Origin of the sequence: Burkholderia sp. JP2-270, from assembly GCF_003233675.1 — a bacterium.
GTDB classification, from domain to species: Bacteria; Pseudomonadota; Gammaproteobacteria; order Burkholderiales; family Burkholderiaceae; genus Burkholderia; species Burkholderia pyrrocinia_C.
The window spans coordinates 1,991,131-2,011,584 of record NZ_CP029825.1 but is presented as its reverse complement, the minus strand read 5'-3'; the positions used below and the strand labels follow the sequence as shown (position 1 = coordinate 2,011,584).

Genomic DNA, 20,454 nt, shown 5'->3' with positions numbered 1-20,454 from the left:
CGTCGTTATGCCTCGCTTCCCCCGCCCTCGCCGTCGTAAGCGAGCCGCAGCACGCCCCGCGCCCCCGATCGCGCGATCTCCATCGGCGTCGCGCCGAGCACGCGGTTCATCCAGTTCGCCATGTGGCTCTGGTGCGCAAAACCGGCTTCGAGCGCGATCTGGCTGATGCTGAGCCGGCCTTCGAGCAGCAGCGCCTTCGCACGCTCGACCCGGCGCCGCACGACGTACTGGTGCACGGGCATCCCGAGCGTTTCGCGAAACAACACCTTGAAATGCGGCACGCTGATCGATACGAGCGCCGCGAGTTCGGCAAGCGTCAGGCGCCGGTCGAGGTTCGCTTCGACATAGTCGATCACGCGCGCCGCCGCCTTCGGCGCGAGCATGCGCCGGCGCTCGCGGAACGCCGGCTGGCTGTCGACCAGCCGCGTGACGAGCGCCGTGCACAGGCTTTCCGCATAGAGCGGATCCGACGCGTCTTCCGCTTCGAGCTCGGCGGCCATCGCCCACGCGATATGCTGCAGGCGCGGGTCGCGCACCTGCAGCCGGCGGCGGATCTGCGCCTGCGACGGCTTCAGTTCGAGGTGCTCGAAGGTGCGCCGCACGAACGTGTCGCTGAGCATGATGTGCAGGATCCGGCAGTCGGCACTGTCGGTCCACTGGCCGGGCAGGCCGGCCGGAATCACGTCGACGTCGCCATGCGCCTGGATGCGCGACACGCGCTCGCCGTCGCACACGCAGTCCGCACGAACGGGGCCGCCGATGTGCACGCCGATGCGGTGATGGTCGGCCGCCGGAATCCGGTACGTGCCGGCGCGAATGTCGAGCAGCGCCGCGCCGAAGCCCCGCCAGCCGAGCCCGCGGCTGGATCGCAGGCTGACCGGCACGCCGTTGTCCGGCGGCGCGGCGAGAATCGGATCGCTCATGGCTTGGCTCCACCAGATCGTGAATCGAACGCGCATTGTGACGCGTTTTCCGCCGGCGTGCCGGGCCTGCGGGGGCCGTATCCGGACGGACAGAAAAAGATCATCCGTTTCTGCTCAAGTCGATCCTTACGTGAGCGCCGAAGGGCACCTCGACGCTTACGATCGCACCATCCGACACCTACGGAGACCGTCATGCCCCATTGCTGTCCGCAACGCGCCGCGCTCACCGCGACATCGCCGTCCTCCGCCACCCGCCCTTCATCCGGCCCCCGCTCCCGCAACGACCGCACCGCCATCGCCGCATGGTGCCTGCGCATCGTCGGCTGGGATCAGCTCGAACGGCTGCTCGCGTCGATTCCCGACAGCAACGACGACTTCGGGCTCGTCTGACCGGGCGGCCGCCCGGCCGACGTCATCCGCCTACTTGCGCCGCCGCTCGTGCGGCGCCACCGTCGCGCCGTCGATCACCGGCGCGCCCTGCTTGATCAGGAAGTCGCGAAACAACCCCGTCACCTGCGAGATCCGCCGGTCGGCGAGCGTGACCACATACCATTCGCGCTCGATCGGGTTGCCGGGGAACGGCAGCTGCCCGAGCAGCCCGGTACGCAGTTCGAGTGCACACGCGTGCAACGACAGGAACGCGATGCCAAGCCCCGCTTCGGCCATCTGCTTGATCGCCTCGTTGCTCGACAATTCGGACCCCACATGGAAGCGGTAGCCGGCCGTCTTGAACAGGCTCTCGACGGTCGAGCGCGTGCCCGCACCGCGTTCGCGCACGAGCAGGTGCGCGGATTCGAGATCCTTCAGCGCGACGCGCTTGCGCTGCATCAGCGGATGGCCGGGCGCGGCGACGAACACCATCGGATGCTTCGCGAACTCGACCGCGTGGGTGCGCAGCTCCTTCGGCGCGCTGCCCATCACCGCGAGATCGATTTCATGCGTCGCGAGCATGCGGATGATGTCGTCGCGGTTGCCGACCTTGAAATACGTCTTCACATGCGGGCGCGTCGCGGTGAATTTGACGAGCAGCGGCGGGATCAGGTACTCGGCCGTCGTGATCGCGCCGATCCGCAGCGTACCGCCGAGATCGCCCGTCAGCGCGGCTACTTCGTCGCCGGCCTCGCTCCACAGATGCAGGATCTCGCGCGCATAACGCGACACGATCTCGCCGGCCGCGGTCAGTTGCACGCCGCGCCCCACCCGCTGCAGCAACGCGGCGCCCACGGCCTCCTCGAGCAGGCGAACCTGCAGCGATACGGCCGGCTGCGTCAGGTTCAGCTCCTCGGCCGCGCGCGACACGCTGCCGAGCCGCGCGATCATGTCCAGCGCCTTCAACTGCCGGAACGTCGCGGTCTTTCCTATAAGTGAATACATATGAGTCGCTTATAAACATTAAATTGTTCGACTGGGTTCGAAACTATATCGTCGGTTCTTGAGCAATGTCATCCGAATCGTCATCAGCGGGAGCCCAACATGGACAACATCACGCCCAACCTTGCAACGGACCGCGCGCCGCGCATGCCGCGCATCGTGATCGTCGGCGGCGGCGCCGGCGGCCTGCAGCTCGCCACGCGTCTCGGCGATACGGTCGGACGCCGCGGGCAAGCCGAAGTCGTGCTCGTCGACCGCTACCCGACGCACTTCTGGAAGCCGCTGCTGCACGAAGCCGCATCGGGCCATCGCGACCCGGCATCCCACACGATCGAATACGCGGCGCAGGCCAAGCGCCACGGCTTCCGCTTCGTGCAGGGCGCGCTGCAGCAGGTCGACCGCGCCGCACGCACGGCGACGATCGCGGCCGTGCACGACGCGGACGGCACGGAAATCCTGCCGCAGCGCGAGCTCGGTTATGACGATCTCGTGCTGGCGGTCGGCAGCGTGACGAACTTCTTCAACGTGCCGGGCGCCGCACGCCATGCGCTGCCGCTCGAAAACCTCGACCAGGCCGAGGATTTCCGCCGCAAGTTTCTCGCGGCCTGCACGAAGGCGAATCATCAGGCCGAGCAGCATCCGGCGATGCGCACGGCGCCGATCTGCATCAACGTGATCGGTGCGGGCGCGACGGGCGTCGAGCTGGCCGCCGCGCTGCGGCACGCGATCCAGCAACTGACGACGTACCGCTTCAAGGCGCTGGTGTCCGCGCGCGACGTGCACATCCGGCTGATCGAAGGCGGCCCGCGCATCCTGCCGGTACTCGACGCGCGGCTGTCCGCGAAGATGCACGCGCAGCTTCGCGCGCTGAACGTCGACGTGCTGACCGATACGCGCGTGGCGGAAGTGAGCGCGGATGCCGTGACGACCGCGACGGGCGAACGGCTCGCGAGCGACATCACGATCTGGGCGGCCGGCGTCGCGGGGCCCGCGATCCTGCGGGAGATCGGCGACATCGCGCTCAATCGCTCGAACCAGGTGATCGTGACCGACACGCTGCAGACGCCCGACGATCCGCACGTGTATGCGTTCGGCGATTGCGCCGCGTGCCCGTCGGCCGGCGCGAGCGGCTTCCTGCCGCCGCGCGCACAGGTCGCGCACCAGCAGGCCGTGTATCTGGTCCATGCATTCGCGCGGCGCGTCGCCGGCAAGCCCGTGGCCGGCTTCACGTTCCGCGATGCGGGCACCGTCGTGTCGCTCGGGCACGCCGGCGCCGTGTACCAGGCCGACCTCGGCGTGCGTTCGCGTTCGCTGATCGTCGACGGGCTCGCCGCGATCGGCCTGTACAAGTTCCTGTACCGCAAGCACCTGTTCAGCGTATACGGCGCGAAGCGCGCGCTGTTCCAGTCGCTGAGCCACTGGCTGCAAAGCCGCAACCAGCCGTCGATCAAGCTGCACTGATCGCCTGCTGAAAGCGGCAGCGCATGACGGCGTATCGGGCACGCATCGCCCGATGCGCCGTTTTTCTCATATGCATATGACCGATGCATGCGCAACGTGCGCGAGTTTGGTGCATCACATCGAAGACCGTCGATACGTTGCATGTCGTGCGGAAAACACTGCGCGACACGCATCCCGCGCCCACGCTGGCTCACAACCCGATTCATTAGTCGAATCGTATAAGTCGGATAAAAATATTAATTGGTCGCGTTTTCCGGATCGACGCTAAGGTGTGTGGCATTCCCGTCGACGAACGGATCATCACGTCTCTGAAGAGGAATCACCGTGGTTATCGAAGCCATCGTCACCCGTCTCGACGCCGCATTCGCACAGATCGAAGCGACACCGGATTCGCACGAATCGCGCCATCAACGCGACGCAATCATCCAGTGGCTCGACCGTGCGTCGGAAGAAGGATATCGACTCGGTCTCGTCACGACGCTGCCGGCCGCACGGCTCAGCGACATGTTCGAAGGCCAGTTCGGCCGCGCGAACCTCGACCGCTTCTCGGTCGTCGTCACGGACGCCAATCAGCAGGACTCCGGATCAAACCAGCATCCTTTCGACGTTGCACTTCAAGCACTCGGCGTGCCGCCCGAACGTGCGGTGGCGATTGCGAGCAGCGAACCGGAACGCCGCGAAGCCGAGCATTTCGGCCTGTCGCGCTGCGTAAACATCACCGATACGGTGCGCTCGATCGCATCGGCCGGCCTGCACTGAACGCCGGCGAACGGGCCGGCATCGGCCGGCCATCGTCGATCGGGCCGCAATCCGACGATTGCCCGACCCGATCCTGACATTCTGCTGTCAAAGTCGCTTGCAACACTTCCGGGTTCGACCGATCTCTCCCGGAAACGGAACGACGCGATACCGCATCGTCCCGCCCGTTACACGCCACGATGACACGCCCGACCCACACCACCGCCGCACTCACAATCGCCTGCCTGCTGCTTGCCGCGTGCGGCGGGGAAACCTCGACACCGCCCGCCACGTCGGCCGACAACAGCGGCTCGACGCCCGCACCGCAGCCGCAACCTCAACCAACGCCGGCTCCCGCCACCTACTACCAGACGAAAACGCCTTACCGTCCGCAGCAGGATGCCGCGACGTACGAAGCGCCGCCCGCCGGCTACGCGCCGGTCTATGCCGAACTCGTCGCACGCCACGGCTCGCGCGGACTGTCGGGCTTCAAGTACGACGGCGCGATCTACGCGATGCTGGTCAAGGCCGAGTCCGACGGCGCGCTGACCGCGCTCGGCGCGCAGCTCAAGGCCGATACATACGCGATGATGAAGGCCAATGCGCTGCTCGGGTACGGCGTGCCGGGCATCTCGACGCCCGGATACGGCAACCTCACGCAGACCGGCATCCGCGAACACCAGCAGCTCGCCGCGCGTCTCGCGCAGCGGCTGCCCGCGCTGTTCTCGGCGGGCAACCGGCAGGTCGTCGTCGTCAACTCGGGCCAGGATCGCGCGGTCGACAGCTCGACGTTTTTCTCCGCCGCGCTCGTCGCCGCACGGCCGGCGCTGGCCGCGGCGATTACGCTGCCGGCCGCGCCGTCCGGCTATCCGGCGAACGCACCGGCCGCGCAGCCGGCCGGCACCAACCGCTTCCTGCTGTATTTCCACTCTCTGAAACCGGCCACCGATCTCGTGACCGACACGAGCGATCCGTACTACGCGGCCTATCAGGCAAGCCAGGCTTACCAGGCCTACGCGAACGACACGACGGTGGCCGCGAAGCTGAAGGCGATCAAGGCCGCACCGCAGGCGGCCGACGTTGCGCAAACGGTGCTGTCCGCGCTGGTGTCGCCGGCGTTCATCGCGAAGCTCGGCACCGACGGCTACACGTTCGCGAACACGGGAACCTATCCGTTCACGTCGGCGGACGGCAAGTTCACCAACACGCTGAAGGGCGACGGCAAGACGAAGATCGCGACGGCCGTCGATGCGGTGAACGTGCTGTACAACCTGCTGCAGATCGCGCCCGCGATGACGGCTGAAACCGGCGGCGTCACGATGGAGAAATACATCGGCGCGGAGCAGGCGCAGTATCTCGCGTATCTGCAGGATGCCGAGGACTACTACCAGAAGGGGCCCGGCATCCAGGAAGCGAACCCCGTCACGTACCGGATGGCGAAGGTGCTGCAGGACGACTTCTTCGGCGAAGTCGATGCGATCGCGCGCGGCGACCTGACCCGCGCCGCGAAGCTGCGCTTCACGCATGCGGAGATCGTAATTCCGTTCGCGTCGATCATGAACCTGAAGAACGTGTTCGTGCCGACGCCGCAGGCGCAGACCTATACGTATGCGAACAACCCGTGGCGCGGCGACCAGGTGTCGCCGATGGCCGCGAACATGCAGTGGGATGTCTATCGCAACGGGTCGCGGCTGATCGTGAAGATGCTGTACAACGAGCGCGAGACGGATTTCCAGGCCGCTTGCGACGGCGCGAAGATCGCGCCGGGCAGCCACTTCTATGACTATGCTGGGCTGAAGCAGTGTTACGGGTATCAGTGACGTGACGCGCGGTGCACGCGTCGCGCGCGGATGAGAGGATGAGCGGGGCGCCGCGCATCGACGAACTCGCGTCCGCCCGCGCGGTCGAACGTACATCGCCGGAGATTCCCATGAAACGCGTTGCCACTGTCGCTGTCCTGACCCTGCTTGCCGCCGTCAGCTTGCCGGCAGCCGCCGGCGCATCATCGTCCGGCGCCAATGCACCGGTTCCGGTTCAAGCGCACGCAAAAAATTGCGTCCCGTCCCGGGACGCCGCGCACGACACCCGCTCCCCGTCGAAGGCGCCCCCGATCCGCGTGTGCGTCGGCGATTCCGACACGCAACTGAACCTGCCGTGGTTCCTGACCGATGTCCTCACCGCCGTCGACACGCACCAGTCGCCCGGCGACCTGCTTCGCAAGATGCGCAGCGATTTCTGAATCGCGGCCGGTGCGACGCGCCGGCACCGCATCGATCATTCGACGTCGGACCGCTTCAGCACCTGCATGAACGTGCCGGCAATACCGGCCCGCATCGCAGGATCGGCACTGCGATCGAGCGGCGCCAGCCATTCCTGTCGTTCACCTTTCGACAGCACTCCATGCTCTGCGCTGATGGCGGCGTACCGCGCGACCGACTTCGTGCAGCCACCGCTCATCCACCGGCATCGGTTCGACGAAAACGGCGCCGCGTAGAAAATATTTCCTGTCGAGATGCAATCACAAAACTACACCATTTGTTGATTAACAATATTTCACAATCCCGCGTCGCGCCTTATACTTGCCGCGCACCATCCTCGTGCCAAGAGAAGGTGTCTTTCGTCCCGGCCGCACGACCCTGCGGCCGGGTTTTTTTTCGGTGTGCTACGTCAATTACATGCGCAACAGGCACATGTTATGGACGCGAGCCACCGGATGAATGGCCGATCGCGAGGTGCCGCCGCCCATGGCCCTCGCGACCGTTGAATCGATTAACATCGAGATATCGGCGCGCGCGCGCCGTATTGCCGGACCCGGCATGACGCATGCTCGCCGTTTGCGCATCGACCGGTTCGGCTTGCGTCTCCATGCGAACAACACGAAAGGCAACTGCGGGAATGTCGGCGCTCACGCCAGGCTCTAAGCCAGTTTTCCAGCGCAGCGGCGCGTGGCCGCGGGTTGTCTTTTTCGTTGCGATAATCGTTTGCGTGATCGTGCCGACCTTGGCGATCGTGCTTGCCGATCGCTACGCGCGCGATGCCGTCACCACACACGAGCGCGTCACCGCGAACGACATCGTGGCATCGGTGGACCGCATCCTCGACAGCGTTCGCCTGCGACATGCGGACGAGCTGACCGCGCTCGTCGGGCGGCCATGCGCGACGATCTTCCGGACGCTGGCCGAAGTGGGTACTCGCCTGCGCTACCTGCGTGCCGTCGGGCTGGTGAACCACGGTCGCGTCACGTGCTCGTCGGCGCTCGGCGCGATCGACGTGCCGCTCGACGCGTACACGCGCGAGCCGGAACCGGGATCGACAATCGTCACGCTGTTGCGCCAGACGCCGTTTCAGCACGACATTCCGGTGCTGTCCGTGTTTCGCGCCACCGCGCGCGGCGCGGGTGTGCTCTACCTGATCGAGGGCGACTACGTGGCCGACGCGCTCGCGCGCGGCGCCCATCACGGCACGGAAACCGCGACGCTGTCGATCGCAGGTTCGGGCCATCTCGACCAGAACGGAAAGTACGCGCCGGAATCGGACGCGGGCCTCGCAGACGGAAGCACGATCGCGTCGCACCGATGGCCGTTCACGGTGTCGGTCGGCGCGTCGACGCACTACGCGTCGCAGGTCCAGCGCCACTATCGGTTGATCTGCATGACGATCGCGCTGCTCGCCGACGGCCTCGTGATGGCCGCCTACCTGCTGGCGATGGCGCCGCGGCGGCTGTTGCTGAAGGCCGTTCGCCAAGCGCTCAGGCGCAACGAGTTCCATGTCGTGTACCAGCCGATCGTCGAGGTCCGGACGTGCAGGACAGTCGGCGTCGAGGCGCTGCTGCGCTGGCACCACCCGAAATGGGGGCCAATCAGCCCGGCGCTGTTCATCCCGCAGGTCGAATCGAGCACGATCCTGCCGAAGGTGACGGAATTCGTGCTGCGGACAGCCGTGTCCGAACTGACCGCGCTGACGCCGTCCGTGCCGCTGCGCATCGCCGTGAATGTCTCGCCAAAGGACCTCGAAAGCGCGCGGTTCGTGTCCGTCGTCGACGAAGCAATCCGCTCGCTGCCGCCAGGCTTTACGCTGGTGCTCGAGGTCACCGAGCGCATCCTGCTCGAAAAGAACGCGCGGACCACCGCGATATTCCATGCGCTCAGGTCGAAAGGCGCGAAGTTCGCGATCGACGATTTCGGCACGAATCACAGCAATCTCGACATGCTGTCGCGCTTTCCGTTCGACTACGTGAAGATCGATCGCCAGTTCACCACACGACTGAGCGATGGCGGCGCAGGGCTGATCGAGGGGATCGCCGCCGTCGCGCATTACTACGGCTTGAAGATCATCGCCGAAGGCGTGGAGACCGAAGCACAGCATTGCGCGCTGGAGGCGATCGGGATTCAGTACGCGCAAGGCTACCTGTATCAGTGGCCGCAGCGGGCGGAGAACCTGAGGCGCGATTGCGCGTGGGCGTAGCGGCGTTGCCGCCGAGGTGCGCGACCATATTGCGCACACCTCGGACGCTCAATCCTGCGCGACCGCCGCCGGCTCGACGCCGGCCGCTTCCGGATGATGTCCGAGCCGCGCGGAAATCGCCCGCCCCGACTCCTTCAGCAATGCGATGTAATGCGCCTTCGTATCCGCGCCGCAGCGCATCGTCGGAAACGAAATCGACAGCCCCGCGATCACGCAGCCGAAACGATCGAACACGGGCACGGCAAGACACATCAGGCCGTCTTCCTGTTCTTCGTTGTCCTCGCCGTAGCCCTGCTGCCGCACATGCGGCAGGATGCTCATCACCGCGTCCGCCGACGACAGCGTCTTCGCGGTCGACTTCCTGAACTCGATGCCGGCCAGCACCACGCGCGCCTCGTCGGGCGACATCCACGCAAGCAGCACCTTGCCGATCGCCGTGCTGTAGAGCGGATTGCGCCGGCCGATCCGCGACTGCATGCGCAGCCCGTAATCGGCGTCGATCTTGTGGATGTAGATGATCGCGTCCTCGTCGAATGCGCCGAGGTGCACGGCTTCGCGCGTCAGTTGCCCGATGCGGCGCATCTCGAGATCGGCCTCGCGCACGAGGTCCACGCTCTCCAGCGCCTTGCTGCCGAGTTCGAACAGCCGGATCGTCAGCCGGTAGCGGTCGGTCTCGCCTTCCTGCGCGACATAGCCGAGCGTCTTGAGCGTCTGCAGGAAGCGATGGACCGTCGTCTTCGACATGCCGAGCTGTTGCGACAGCTCGCTGATGCCGATCTCGCGGCGATCGCCGAGCGCCGCGAGGATCGTGAAGACCTTCCCGACGGCCGCGACCGAATCGGCCTTCTCCGCGGCGCCGGCCGCCGACGGGTCGGCCGGCGGTGCCATGTTCGCCTGATCGCGCTTGCGCTGCCTGGGCGTTGCTGTCAGGTCCGTGAATCCATGAGATGCGAATCGGGAGAGCATAACGCGTCCGCCGCGCGATACCGTCAGCGCGCCAGCCACCCGCCGTCGACGGCGAGCGTGTGGCCGTGCACGTAGTCCGACGCGCGCGATGCGAGGAACACGGCCGCGCCCGCGAGATCGTCGGGCACGCCCCAGCGGCCGGCCGGGATGCGGCCGAGGATTTCGTCGCTGCGCCGGCTGTCCTCGCGCAGCTGCGCGGTGTTGTCGGTCTCCATGTAGCCGGGCGCGATCGCGTTCACGTTGATGCCGCGCGCGGCCCATTCGTTCGCGAGCAGCCGCGTGAGGCCCAGCACGCCGCTCTTCGACGCCGTGTACGACGGCACGCGGATGCCACCCTGGAACGACAGCATCGACGCGATGTTCACGATCTTGCCGCCGCGCCCCTGCCGCACCATCTGCCGCGCCACCGCCTGCGACAGGAAGAACGCGCTCTTCAGGTTCACGTCGACGACGGCGTCCCAGTCCGCCTCGGTGAAATCGAGCGCATCGCAGCGGCGGATCACGCCCGCGTTGTTGACGAGGATGTCGACATGACCGAACGCATCGACCGCGCCGCCGACGATCCGCTCGACCGGCTCCAGCGTCGACAGGTCCGCGCGCACGTCGACGAAGCGCCGCCCGGCCGCTGCGACGCGCGCCGACGTCGCATCCGGCGCCGAGCGGTTCGCACCGACGATGTCGCAGCCGGCCGACGCGAGCGCGACAGCCATCGCCGCACCGAGCCCCGTGTTGCAACCGGTGACGATCGCGACCTTGCCGGTCAGGTCGAACAGGCCGGCGAGCGCGGAACGCGCGACGGCGGAAGGAAGATCGGGGTTGTCGCGTTTCATGGTGTCAGCGCAGGTCGGCGACGGCGATGTGATCCATGTCCTTGAACACCTGGTTCTCGCCGACCATCCCCCAGATGAACGTGTACGCCTTCGTGCCGACGCCCGAGTGGATCGACCAGCTCGGCGAGATCACCGCCTGCTCGTTGTGCACGACCACGTGGCGCGTTTCCTGCGGTTCGCCGAGCAGGTGGAACACGGCCGCATCGTCGGCGAGGTTGAAGTAGAAATACACCTCCATCCGGCGCTCGTGCGTATGGCACGGCATCGTGTTCCACAGGCTGCCCGGCTCGAGCTTCGTCATCCCCATCGACAACTGGCACGTGGGCAGCACGTCGGGCACGATGAACTTGTAGATCGTGCGGCGATTGCTCGCCGCCGCGTCGCCGAGCGTTTCGGGCGACGCCTGCGCGAGCGTGATGGTGCGCGTCGGATACGCGGTGTGCGCGGGCGCGCAGTTCACGTAGAACTTCGCGGGATGCGCGCGATCGTCGCTGCCGAACACGACGCCCTGCCCGCCTTGCCCGATATAGATCGCCTCCTCGGTGCCCACCGCGTGACGCTGCCCGTCGACCTCGACCCAGCCGGGCCCGCCGATGTTGATCGCGCCCAGTTCGCGCCGCTCCAGCAGATGGCTCACGCCCATCGCGGCGCCGAGCGATGCGGGCACCTCGACCGGCCGCGTGGCCGGCCACGCGCCGCCGACGATGATGCGGTCGATATGACTGTAGGTGAGCGACAGCGCGTCCGGCGCGAACACGTTTTCCACCAGGAAATGCCGGCGCAGGCCGGCCGTGTCGAGCGCTTTCGCGTGTTCGCTGTGGATGCCCTGCCGCACTTCCATGCCGGTTCTCCGTGGGGGATGGACACACCGCCGATGCCTGTGCGGCCGACGGTCATACGATGAATTGAAGCACAAATTTTGTAGATTCGGAACGACGAACCGTATTTTTAGCATCGCGCTACGGCGCAATTAATCCCTTCTTTATCAGTAATTTATGAAATTACGGGTATACGACTACCGGACAAATTCATAAAAACGGACTGACGTTCCGAATCATGTCCTATAGTCAGTCAGCAGACATCATTTGACAACGGGACGCATCGACGTCCACGGAGGAGACGTGAAGCTGAAACAGGCCATCGACCGCATTCCCGGCGGGCTCATGCTGGTCCCGATGCTGCTCGGCGCGTGCGTGCATACGTTCGCACCGAACGCCGGGAAGTACTTCGGCTCGTTCACCAACGGCCTGATCGCGGGCACGGTGCCGATCCTCGCCGTGTGGTTCTTCTGCATGGGTGCGACGATCAACCTGCGCGCGACGGGCGTCGTGCTGCGCAAATCGGGCACGCTGCTCGCGACGAAGATCGTGGTCGCGTGGCTCGCGACGTTGCTCGCCGCGCAGTTCATCCCCGACGACGGCATCCGGACAGGCCTGTTCGCGGGCCTGTCGCTGCTCGCGATCACGACGTCGATGGACATGACCAACGGCGGCCTCTATGCAGCCGTGATGCAGCAGTACGGCAGCAAGGAGGAAGCCGGCGCGTTCGTGCTGATGTCGATCGAATCGGGGCCGCTCGTCAGCATGCTGATCCTCGGCGCGGCCGGCGTCGCGGTGTTCGAGACGCGGCTGTTCATCGGCGCGGTGCTGCCGTTCCTGATCGGCTTCACGCTCGGCAATCTCGATGCGGACCTGCGCGAGCTGTTCGGGCGCTGCGTGCATCCGCTGATCCCGTTCTTCGGCTTCGCGCTCGGCAACGGCATCGATCTCAACGTGATCGCGAAAAGCGGCCTGCCCGGCATTGCGCTGGGGCTCGCGGTGATCGTCGTGACGGGTGTACCGCTGATCCTCGCCGACAAATTCGTCGGCGGCGGCAACGGCACGGCCGGGCTCGCGGCGTCGTCGACGGCCGGCGCCGCGGTCGCGAACCCGGCGATCATCGGCGAGATGATCCCGAAGTTCAAACCGATGGTGCCGGCCGCGACCGCGATCGTCGCGACTGCCTGCCTCGTTACGGCGATACTCGTGCCGATTCTGACTGCGATGTGGGCGCGGCGGGCGGCGCGGGCAAGCGGCGCGTCGCTGCCGTCGATGGCCGCACGGCCCGCGCATGGAAGCCCGATCGAGCATGAAGGCCATGTGTGATGCGCCGTTGACGTCGTTCCCCTCTCCCGTCACAGGAAATCCGTTCGCCATGTCATTGCTCAAGCGCTTCGGCGCCGCTGCCCGTTTCGTCGCCGTTGCCGCACTGCTTGCCGGCAGCGCCGCCGCTCATGCCGCCGATTCCGATGCCGAGCGCGTCGCGCATGCGGTCGAGCGCCTGCGCGTCGCGATGCTCGACGGCAACGGCACCGCGCTGCGCACGCTCATCGAGGACGATCTCACCTACGGCCACTCGTCCGGCCAGTTGCAGGACCGCGCCGCGTTCCTGAAGACGCTCGACGGCACGCATGCGTTCCAGTCGATCGCGCTGCCGGGCCAGACGGTGACAGTGAACGGCGATAGCGCATGGGTGCGCCATACGTTCGATTCGGTGAACAACCTGCCGGACGGCAAGACGAGCACCGCGCATATCGGCGTGCTGCAAGTGTGGCAGCGTCATCCTGACGGATGGCGGCTGTTCGCGCGGCAAGCGTATTTGCTGCCGAAGGAGTGACGGGGCTATCCTGCGGCATCGTGCAGCGTAGTCGCAGTGTCCCTACCCGCCTGCTCCGGAGCGTCGCCCATGCCCACCGCCGTGCTGCTGCGCGCGAGTCATTCGCATCTCTATCCGGGCAGCGTCGTGCACGTCGGCACGACACTCGATGCGAATCGGCCGCAACCGGCGGTGATCGAATTCGTCGACGGGTCGGGCGCATCGGCGATGCTCGTCAGGCCCGATGACGACCACGATGCGCTCGAACTGGCCGTCGACGCATACGTCACGCAGAACCGGCATGCGGTTGCCGCGCGACGCTGGCTGCTGCGGCCGGCCGATGCGGCGCGCATCGCATGGCGTGTCGCGAAGCGGCTTCCGGTCGGCTGATTCCGCGTCGCGCGGCTCCGTTGCGCACCGCGCTACAACGCCATCCCGCCGTCGATCGTCAGGCTCGATCCCGTCATGTATCCCGATTCGGCACTCGCGAGCCACGCCACCAGCGATGCAATCTCGTCCGGGCTGCCGGCTCGCCGCAGCGGAATCAGCGGGCGAATCCGGTCGAGGTGATCGGCCGTCATGTCGGTCTCGACCGGCCCCGGCTGCACGTTGTTGATCGTGATCCCGCGCGGTGCGAGATCGACGGCGATGCCCTTGACCATCACGGCCACCGCGGCCTTCGTCATCGAATAGACACTCGACCCCGGATGCCCGCTGCGCACGGCCGCGTTGCTGCCGATCGTGACGATCCGGCCGCCGTGCGTCAGGTGCGCGGCGCCGGCCTGGACGGCCAGGAACACGCCCCGCACGTTGACCGCCAGCATCCGGTCGAGATCGTCGACGCTGACCTCGGCCACGTCGCCCAGCTTCAGGATGCCCGCATTGACCACGACGACATCGAGCCGCCCGAAGCGCCCGACCGCCTGCGCGACCGCCTGGCGGATCTCGTCCGCATTCGCGCTGTCGGCCCGGATCGCCAGCGCTGCCCGCCCGCTCGCTTCGATCGCGGCAGCGGTTTCCTGCGCGCGCTCGGGCGCCGAGACGTAGGTGAACGCGACATCCGCGCCGTCGGCCGCGAGCCGCCGGGCGATGGCCGCGCCGATCCCGCGCGACCCGCCGAATACGATCGCGGCCTTGCGTGCGCCGCCGGAAATGCCTGTCATGATTCGCTCCTTTATGGACTGATCAGTCAATAAATTGCCCAAAAAAACGCCGGCAACCGTGCCGGCGCGTTGTCCTGCGTGTATCGGTATCAGCGCGCCCTGAGGCGATCGGCCGCGAATTCCGCGGTCGTGCGCAACGCCTGCAGCTTCGACCCGGCACGCGCGCCGAGCTGGATACCCTGCATCGTCGTCAGGATGAAACTCGCGGCCTCGCGCGCATCGATCGCGCGGTCGATCTCGCCCGCATCCTGCCCTTCGCGGACGCGGGAGGCGACCTGCTTGTGCAGCATCGCGCCGGCTTTCTCGCGCAGCTCGGCCAGCTCGGGATCGGCCGTGCCGAATTCGCAGATCGCATTGACGCCCATGCAGCCGAGCACGCGCTCGGCCGCGTTGCCGGCGATCACGCCGAGCAGCAGCGCCTCGATACCCGCGATCGCGGACGCCGGTGCCGTCAGGCGAGCGACGTGGCCCGACACGCTTTCCGACTGGTAGCGTTCGAGCGCTTCGACATATAGCCTGCGCTTGTCGCCGAACGCGTTATAGAGGCTCTGCCTGCCGATCTGCATCGCACTCAGCAGGTCATCGGTAGACGTCGCGGCATAGCCCTTCTCCCAGAACACGCGCAACGCGCGCTCCAGTGCCTCGTCCCGATCGAATTCACGTGGTCTCACCATTGCCGCAGAATAGGCGTTATTGACAGATCAGTCAATAAATCAGTATCGCTCCATCCCCATTTCGTCGATGCCCGCGTCAGGCACGGACCCCGCCCAAGCGCTAAAATCCGCCGCCTGGGCATCCACGACGAGCAAGCGTTTTGACTGCGTTCGAGCAGGGTTTCATCCTTACCCGCCACTGGCGGGACACCGCATCCGGTATCGAGATCGAGTTCTGGCTGGCAACCGAACACGGTCCGCGCCGCGTGCGGTTGCGCCCGCAGGAAGCCGTCGCGTTCATTCCGGCAGAACAGCAGGCGCTCGCCGAACGTACACTGGCTGGCGAACGCGATGCGCAATTGCGCCCGCTCGCGCTGCGCGATTTCAGCCAGCGCCCGGTCGTCGGTCTCTATTGCCGGCGCTATCGCCACCTGTCCGGGCTCCAGAAGCGCCTCGCGGCGGCCGGCGTGGACGTCTACGAAGCCGACGTGCAGCCGCCCGACCGCTACGCGATGGAGCGCTTCATCACGGCATGCGTGCAGTTTCGCGGCCAGCCCGGCCGCGACGGCACGCTGACCGGCGGCGAGCTGAAACCCGCGACCGGCTATCGCCCGGCGCTGCGCTGCGTGTCGCTCGACATCGAAACCAGCGTCCACGGCGAACTGTATTCGATCGCGCTCGAAGGCTGCGGGCAACGGCAGGTCTACATGCTCGGGCCGCCGAACGGCGATGCCGACGCGAGCGCCATCGACTTCCGCCTCGACTACTGCGACAGCCGGCCCGCGATGCTCGCGCGGCTGAACGACTGGTTCGGCGAACACGATCCCGACGCGGTGATCGGCTGGAACCTCGTGCAGTTCGACCTGCGCATCCTGCATGCGCACGCGGAGCAATACGGCGTGCCGCTGAAGCTCGGGCGCGGCGGCAGCGTGCTCGACTGGCGTGCGCACGGCCAGCAGCCCGACCACTTCTTCGCGGGTGCGGCCGGCCGCCTGATCCTCGACGGCATCGACATGCTGAAATCGGCGACGTGGACGTTCCCGTCGTTCAGCCTCGAATACGTGTCGCAAGCGCTGCTCGGCGAAGGCAAATCGATCGACAATCCGTACCAGCGGATGGATGAAATCCAGCGCCGCTTCGACCACGACAAGCCGGCGCTCGCGCGCTACAACCTGAAGGACTGCGAGCTCGTCACGCGCATCTTCGACAAGGCCGACCTGCTGTCCTTCGCGCTCGAACGCGCGAGCGTCACGGGGCTCGCCGCCGATCGCACCGGCGGGTCGGTCGCGGCGTTCACGCACCTGTACCTGCCGCGCATGCACCGGCTCGGCTATGTCGCGCCGAACCTCGGCGACGTGACGGGGCAGAACAGCCCCGGCGGCTTCGTGATGGATTCGCGCCCCGGGCTATACGACTCGGTGCTCGTGTTCGATTACAAGAGCCTCTATCCGTCGATCATCCGCACGTTCCTGATCGATCCCGTCGGGCTGATCGAAGGGCTCGAGAACCCCGGCGGCGACGCATCGGTGCCCGGCTTTCTCGGCGCGCGCTTCTCGCGCACCGCGCACTGCCTGCCCGATATCGTGCGCCGCGTGTGGGAAGGCCGCGACGATGCGAAGCGGCAGCGCAACGCGCCATTGTCGCAGGCACTGAAGATCATCATGAACTCGTTCTACGGCGTGCTCGGCTCGACGGGCTGCCGCTTCTTCGACCCGCGCCTCGCGTCGTCGATCACGATGCGCGGCCACGAGATCATGCACCGTACGCGCGAGCTGATCGAAGATCAGGGTTACGAAGTAATCTACGGCGACACCGATTCGACGTTCGTGTGGCTCGGTCACGCGCACGACGATGACGAAGCCGGCGCCAAGGGCCGCGCGCTCGTCGAGCACGTGAACCGCTGGTGGCACGCGCATCTGCGCGACCACTTCGGGCTCGAAAGCGCGCTGGAGCTGCAGTACGAGCGGCATTACCGCCGGTTCCTGATGCCGACCGTGCGCGGTGCGGAAGAAGGCAGCAAGAAGCGCTACGCGGGCCTCGCGGCGACGGCCGACGGCGGCGAGGATCTCGTCTTCAAGGGGCTCGAAACGGTGCGCACCGACTGGACGCCGCTCGCGCAGCAGTTCCAGCGCGAGCTGTACCGGCGCGTGTTCAGGCGCGAGCCGTACCAGGATTTCATTCGCGATTACGTGCAGCGCACGCTCGCCGGCGAATTCGACGACCAGCTCGTCTACCGCAAGCGCGTGCGCCGGCCGCTGCGCGAGTACGAGCGCAACGTGCCGCCGCATGTGCGCGCGGCGCGGATCGCCGACGAGTTCAACCACGCGCAGGGCCGGCCGCTGCAGTATCAGCGCGGCGGCTGGATCAGCTACGTGATGACGACGGCCGGCCCCGAGCCGCTCGAAACGATGCGCTCGCCGATCGACTACGCGTTCTATCTGAGCCGCCAGTTGCAACCGGTCGCCGATGCGATCCTGCCGTTCCTGCGCGACGATTTCGAACGCGTCATCTCCGGGCAGGGGCAGTTGTTCGGCGACTGATGCAACGGCGCTGCGCACGCCACTGCAACCCCTCCTCGGCCTGACGTCGATCTTCGTCGTGTTGCGCACGCACGTTCACTCTGACTCATCCTGCAACACAGCTGGTCAGGAATCGCCATTTATCCGGCCAGTCCGGGTTCCTAAACTTGTCTCGTCGGTTCAGCGAAGCGAATTCGTGCCGAACCGCAACGAAATCGTCTGAGGAAACCGTGAAATCCATCATCGTCACCATCGCCACTGTCGCCGCTACCGCCACCGCTCTTCTCGCCGCACCGGCCGCGTCGTACGCGCAGTCGTCGCAGTCGTCGCACTCGACGCTCACGCGCGCACAGGTGCGCCAGGAACTGCTCGACCTCGAATCGGTCGGCTACGAGCCGGTTGCCGGCGACGGCGACAACTATCCGGGCGACATCGTCGCCGCGCAGGAACGCCTGGCCGCCAAGCGCCTCGCCGAGCACAAGAGCGCGGAAGCCGCCTACGGGGCGAACGGCACGCCGGGCACGGATTCGGGCGCGCCGTCGGTCGCGACAATAAAGCGGTAACGCGCCGCCGGTCGTTTCGGGGACGCGCCCGTCCGGCTAAAATACCGGCCTGCTGCGCCTCCTGCCGCGGCCGGAGGACATCAATCATGACCGCACGTCGCGGAGCCGCGGTCGTCATCGCGCCCAGCCACGAGACAGCCAGCCTGTCGAAAGCCCAGAAGACGTTCAATACGCTCGTCGAGCAAATCGAAAAGCGGCGCGAACGTCTCGGTGCGTGGGAAGCCGTCATGCCGGTCTTCCAGAAAAAATTCGTCGACGGGCTGTTGCCGCTCGAACAGGCATCGACGGCGTTGCGGATCAGATTGCTCCATCGGCTCGACGACGCGTTCCTGCGGAAGGGTTTGAGCAAGGCCGAGCAGCGCACGCTGTCCGCGCTGATCGCCGATATGGCGCGCAACCCGCTCGACGTCGGCGACGACGCGCAGCTGAAAGTCATCTACAACCGGCACGCCGCATCCGGCGACGACGACCGCGCAGCGGCTGATCGCGCACCGACGAAGCAAGCATCAGAGCCGACACCCGCCGCTGAACCGGCGGACGATCTCGACACGCTGTCTCCCGACGAACTCGCCGAGCGCATGCAAGCCGAGCACGACGAACAGTTCAGGCGCGACATGGCCGCCCACGAGGCCCGCGAGGCACAGCGCGCCAAGCGCAAGAAATCGCCCAGGCAATTGGCCGCGCAGGCCAGGCGCGAAGCCGAGCAGGCCGAATCGAGCCGGTCGATCCGCGAGGTCTATCGCAAGCTTGCCAGCGCGCTGCACCCCGATCGCGAATCCGATCCCCGGGAACAGCAACGCAAGACCGTGCTGATGCAGCGGGTCAACCACGCTTATGCGAAGGGCAATCTGCTGCAACTGCTGGAACTGCAGCTGGAGATCGAACAGATTGACCGGCGCGCGATCGCCGGCCTCGGCGAAGATCGGCTGACGCGCTACAACGGCATCCTGGAAGAACAGATCCGCGAGCTGGATCAGGAGGTCCTGCACGTCGAGACCGGGTTCCGGCGGACTTACGGCATCGCGCCGTCCGTCAAGCTGGCGCCCGATACCGTCGTCCGCATGCTCACGCGCGACATTGCCGGCATGCAGCGCAGCAACCACGACCTGAACGCGGCGCTGCGCGAGTTCGACGATCCGGAAAAGGTCAGGGACTGGCTGAAAGACATGAAGCGCCGGCGAGCATCCTCCCGCGTCGACGACGATCCGTTTTAAGCGCGCACGCGCTCTGCCCGCAGAACGTCGAACGTCACCGCGGCTCGCCCATCCCGCCCATCAGCGTCATCAACTGCTCGCGCAGCCACCGGCTGCCCTGATCCTGATCGGCGCTGCGATGCCAGTAGCAGAAGTAATCGAGGCCAGGCATCTCGAACGGCAGTTCGAGGATGCGCGCCGGATAGCGCTGCAGCAGCCGCAGCGGCGCCGTCAGCGCGAGATCGCCGCGCATCGCGATCAGCGGCGCGACCATGTAGTGCTGCACGCGCATCTGGATATTGCGGCGCAGCCCGAGGCGCGTCAGTTCCGCGTCGACGTGCCCGCTGCCCTTGCGGCGGCTCGACACGTGGATGTGCCCCATCGACAGGTAGTCGTCCATGGTCAGCGTGTCGCCCTTGAACGGGTGATCGTCGCGGATCATGCACGCGTAGCGGTCGCGCACGAGCAGTGCCTGGTGCAGATGCGGATCGCCGATCAGCGGCGCGTCGATCGCGATGTCGACCGAGCCGTTCGCGAGCGCGGTGGCCACTTCGCGGCGGTCCATCGTATAGCTGCGCACGTGCATGCCGGGCGCTTCCCGTTGCAGCAGTTCGCCGAGCGCGGGCAGCAGCAGCGCTTCGGTCAGGTCGCTCATGCTGAGCCGGAACACGCGCGCCGACGATGCGGGATCGAACACGTCGCCTTCGTGCGCGCTCGAATCGAGCAGCTGCAGCGCCTCGCGCACTCGGCCGACGATGTTCTCGGCCATCGGCGTCGGCATCATCCCGGCCGGCGTGCTGACGAACAGCGGATCGTTCAGCGTCTTGCGCAGCCGCGCCAGCGCATTGCTGACGGCCGGCTGCGTGAGGTTCAGCACCTCGGCCGCCCGCGTCAGGTTGCGCTTGTTGTAGATCGCCTCGAATACGACGAACAGGTTCAGATCAATCTTCGAAAGGCGCATCGCCGGATCTCCTTG

22 protein-coding genes are annotated in these 20,454 nt (G+C 66.5%); 13 read left to right on the top strand and 9 right to left on the bottom strand.

Annotation, left to right across the window (positions count from 1 at the left end; translation table 11 throughout):
- Positions 1-5: 5 nt before the first annotated feature.
- Complete coding sequence (locus DM992_RS27075; RefSeq protein WP_111019390.1) at positions 6-923, bottom strand: AraC family transcriptional regulator; 918 nt, start codon at positions 921-923, stop codon at positions 6-8.
- 192 nt (positions 924-1,115) lie between these two features.
- Here DM992_RS27075 and DM992_RS27070 point away from each other — a divergent pair, with 192 nt between their 5' ends.
- Positions 1,116-1,313, top strand: coding sequence for a hypothetical protein (locus DM992_RS27070; protein WP_111019389.1), 198 nt, complete (start codon positions 1,116-1,118; stop codon positions 1,311-1,313).
- Between the two features lie 30 nt (positions 1,314-1,343).
- Here the strand turns inward: DM992_RS27070 and DM992_RS27065 are convergent, their stop codons facing one another.
- Positions 1,344-2,297: a LysR family transcriptional regulator gene (locus DM992_RS27065; protein ID WP_047901940.1), complete on the bottom strand. Its 954-nt coding sequence runs from the start codon at positions 2,295-2,297 to the stop codon at positions 1,344-1,346.
- Between the two features lie 99 nt (positions 2,298-2,396).
- On the opposite strand from DM992_RS27065, the gene DM992_RS27060 reads away from it, so the two are divergent.
- The 4 genes from DM992_RS27060 to DM992_RS27045 all read left to right on the top strand — a co-directional run bounded on the left by DM992_RS27060 (position 2,397) and on the right by DM992_RS27045 (position 6,732).
- Entirely contained in the window at positions 2,397-3,755 is a 1,359-nt protein-coding gene (locus DM992_RS27060; protein WP_111019388.1) for an NAD(P)/FAD-dependent oxidoreductase, read from the top strand.
- A 324-nt stretch (positions 3,756-4,079) separates the two neighbouring features.
- Positions 4,080-4,514: a phosphatase gene (locus tag DM992_RS27055; protein WP_043178987.1), complete on the top strand. Its 435-nt coding sequence runs from the start codon at positions 4,080-4,082 to the stop codon at positions 4,512-4,514.
- Positions 4,515-4,693: 179 nt separating this feature from the next.
- Positions 4,694-6,313, top strand: coding sequence for a histidine-type phosphatase (locus DM992_RS27050; RefSeq protein ID WP_111019387.1), 1,620 nt, complete (start codon positions 4,694-4,696; stop codon positions 6,311-6,313).
- A 110-nt stretch (positions 6,314-6,423) separates the two neighbouring features.
- Positions 6,424-6,732: a hypothetical protein gene (locus tag DM992_RS27045; RefSeq protein ID WP_111020411.1), complete on the top strand. Its 309-nt coding sequence runs from the start codon at positions 6,424-6,426 to the stop codon at positions 6,730-6,732.
- Between the two features lie 35 nt (positions 6,733-6,767).
- On the opposite strand, the gene DM992_RS41840 is transcribed toward DM992_RS27045, so the two are convergent.
- The gene (locus DM992_RS41840; RefSeq protein ID WP_162631745.1) at positions 6,768-6,950 is read right to left on the bottom strand and encodes a hypothetical protein; all 183 of its coding nucleotides are present in this window, start codon (positions 6,948-6,950) and stop codon (positions 6,768-6,770) included.
- A gap of 260 nt (positions 6,951-7,210) precedes the next feature.
- Between DM992_RS41840 and DM992_RS41835 the strand changes: the two genes are divergently transcribed.
- Complete coding sequence (locus DM992_RS41835) at positions 7,211-7,414, top strand: hypothetical protein (protein ID WP_162631682.1); 204 nt, start codon at positions 7,211-7,213, stop codon at positions 7,412-7,414.
- A complete protein-coding gene (locus DM992_RS27040; RefSeq protein WP_111019386.1) occupies positions 7,359-8,957 on the top strand; it encodes an EAL domain-containing protein in 1,599 nt (532 codons plus the stop codon). The genes DM992_RS41835 and DM992_RS27040 overlap by 56 nt, the downstream gene beginning before the upstream one ends.
- 48 nt (positions 8,958-9,005) lie before the next feature.
- On the opposite strand, the gene kdgR is transcribed toward DM992_RS27040, so the two are convergent.
- The 3 genes from kdgR to kduI are packed head-to-tail and all read right to left on the bottom strand — an operon-like array spanning position 9,006 to position 11,594.
- Positions 9,006-9,887, bottom strand: coding sequence for a DNA-binding transcriptional regulator KdgR (kdgR, locus tag DM992_RS27035; protein ID WP_204356182.1), 882 nt, complete (start codon positions 9,885-9,887; stop codon positions 9,006-9,008).
- Between the two features lie 59 nt (positions 9,888-9,946).
- Entirely contained in the window at positions 9,947-10,753 is an 807-nt protein-coding gene (gene kduD / locus DM992_RS27030; RefSeq protein WP_111019384.1) for a 2-dehydro-3-deoxy-D-gluconate 5-dehydrogenase KduD, read from the bottom strand.
- 4 nt (positions 10,754-10,757) lie between these two features.
- Positions 10,758-11,594: a 5-dehydro-4-deoxy-D-glucuronate isomerase gene (kduI, locus tag DM992_RS27025; RefSeq protein ID WP_111019383.1), complete on the bottom strand. Its 837-nt coding sequence runs from the start codon at positions 11,592-11,594 to the stop codon at positions 10,758-10,760.
- 280 nt (positions 11,595-11,874) lie between these two features.
- Between kduI and kdgT the strand changes: the two genes are divergently transcribed.
- The 3 genes from kdgT (at position 11,875) to DM992_RS27010 (ending at position 13,777) form a co-directional block, all read left to right on the top strand.
- On the top strand, positions 11,875-12,897 hold the full coding sequence (gene kdgT / locus DM992_RS27020) for a 2-keto-3-deoxygluconate transporter (protein ID WP_111019382.1): 1,023 nt from the start codon (positions 11,875-11,877) through the stop codon (positions 12,895-12,897).
- Positions 12,898-12,946: 49 nt separating this feature from the next.
- Positions 12,947-13,408, top strand: coding sequence for a nuclear transport factor 2 family protein (locus tag DM992_RS27015; protein ID WP_111019381.1), 462 nt, complete (start codon positions 12,947-12,949; stop codon positions 13,406-13,408).
- Between the two features lie 69 nt (positions 13,409-13,477).
- Complete coding sequence (locus tag DM992_RS27010; protein ID WP_111019380.1) at positions 13,478-13,777, top strand: hypothetical protein; 300 nt, start codon at positions 13,478-13,480, stop codon at positions 13,775-13,777.
- Positions 13,778-13,809: 32 nt separating this feature from the next.
- Here the strand turns inward: DM992_RS27010 and DM992_RS27005 are convergent, their stop codons facing one another.
- Together DM992_RS27005 and DM992_RS27000 are read right to left on the bottom strand one after the other, a co-directional pair.
- Positions 13,810-14,550, bottom strand: coding sequence for an SDR family oxidoreductase (locus tag DM992_RS27005; RefSeq protein ID WP_111019379.1), 741 nt, complete (start codon positions 14,548-14,550; stop codon positions 13,810-13,812).
- An 89-nt stretch (positions 14,551-14,639) separates the two neighbouring features.
- Positions 14,640-15,224 carry a TetR/AcrR family transcriptional regulator gene (locus tag DM992_RS27000; RefSeq protein ID WP_111019378.1) on the bottom strand — a complete coding sequence of 195 codons (585 nt, stop codon included), beginning with the start codon at positions 15,222-15,224 and terminating at the stop codon, positions 14,640-14,642.
- Between the two features lie 140 nt (positions 15,225-15,364).
- On the opposite strand from DM992_RS27000, the gene DM992_RS26995 reads away from it, so the two are divergent.
- From DM992_RS26995 to DM992_RS26985, 3 genes are all read left to right on the top strand, one after another.
- On the top strand, positions 15,365-17,743 hold the full coding sequence (locus DM992_RS26995; RefSeq protein WP_111019377.1) for a DNA polymerase II: 2,379 nt from the start codon (positions 15,365-15,367) through the stop codon (positions 17,741-17,743).
- 209 nt (positions 17,744-17,952) lie between these two features.
- On the top strand, positions 17,953-18,285 hold the full coding sequence (locus DM992_RS26990) for a DUF4148 domain-containing protein (RefSeq protein ID WP_111019376.1): 333 nt from the start codon (positions 17,953-17,955) through the stop codon (positions 18,283-18,285).
- A gap of 86 nt (positions 18,286-18,371) precedes the next feature.
- Positions 18,372-19,499, top strand: a complete 1,128-nt coding sequence (locus tag DM992_RS26985) for a J domain-containing protein (protein WP_111019375.1) — start codon at positions 18,372-18,374, stop codon at positions 19,497-19,499.
- 34 nt (positions 19,500-19,533) lie between these two features.
- Here the strand turns inward: DM992_RS26985 and DM992_RS26980 are convergent, their stop codons facing one another.
- On the bottom strand, positions 19,534-20,439 hold the full coding sequence (locus tag DM992_RS26980) for a LysR family transcriptional regulator (RefSeq protein ID WP_111019374.1): 906 nt from the start codon (positions 20,437-20,439) through the stop codon (positions 19,534-19,536).
- Positions 20,440-20,454: the final 15 nt, after the last annotated feature.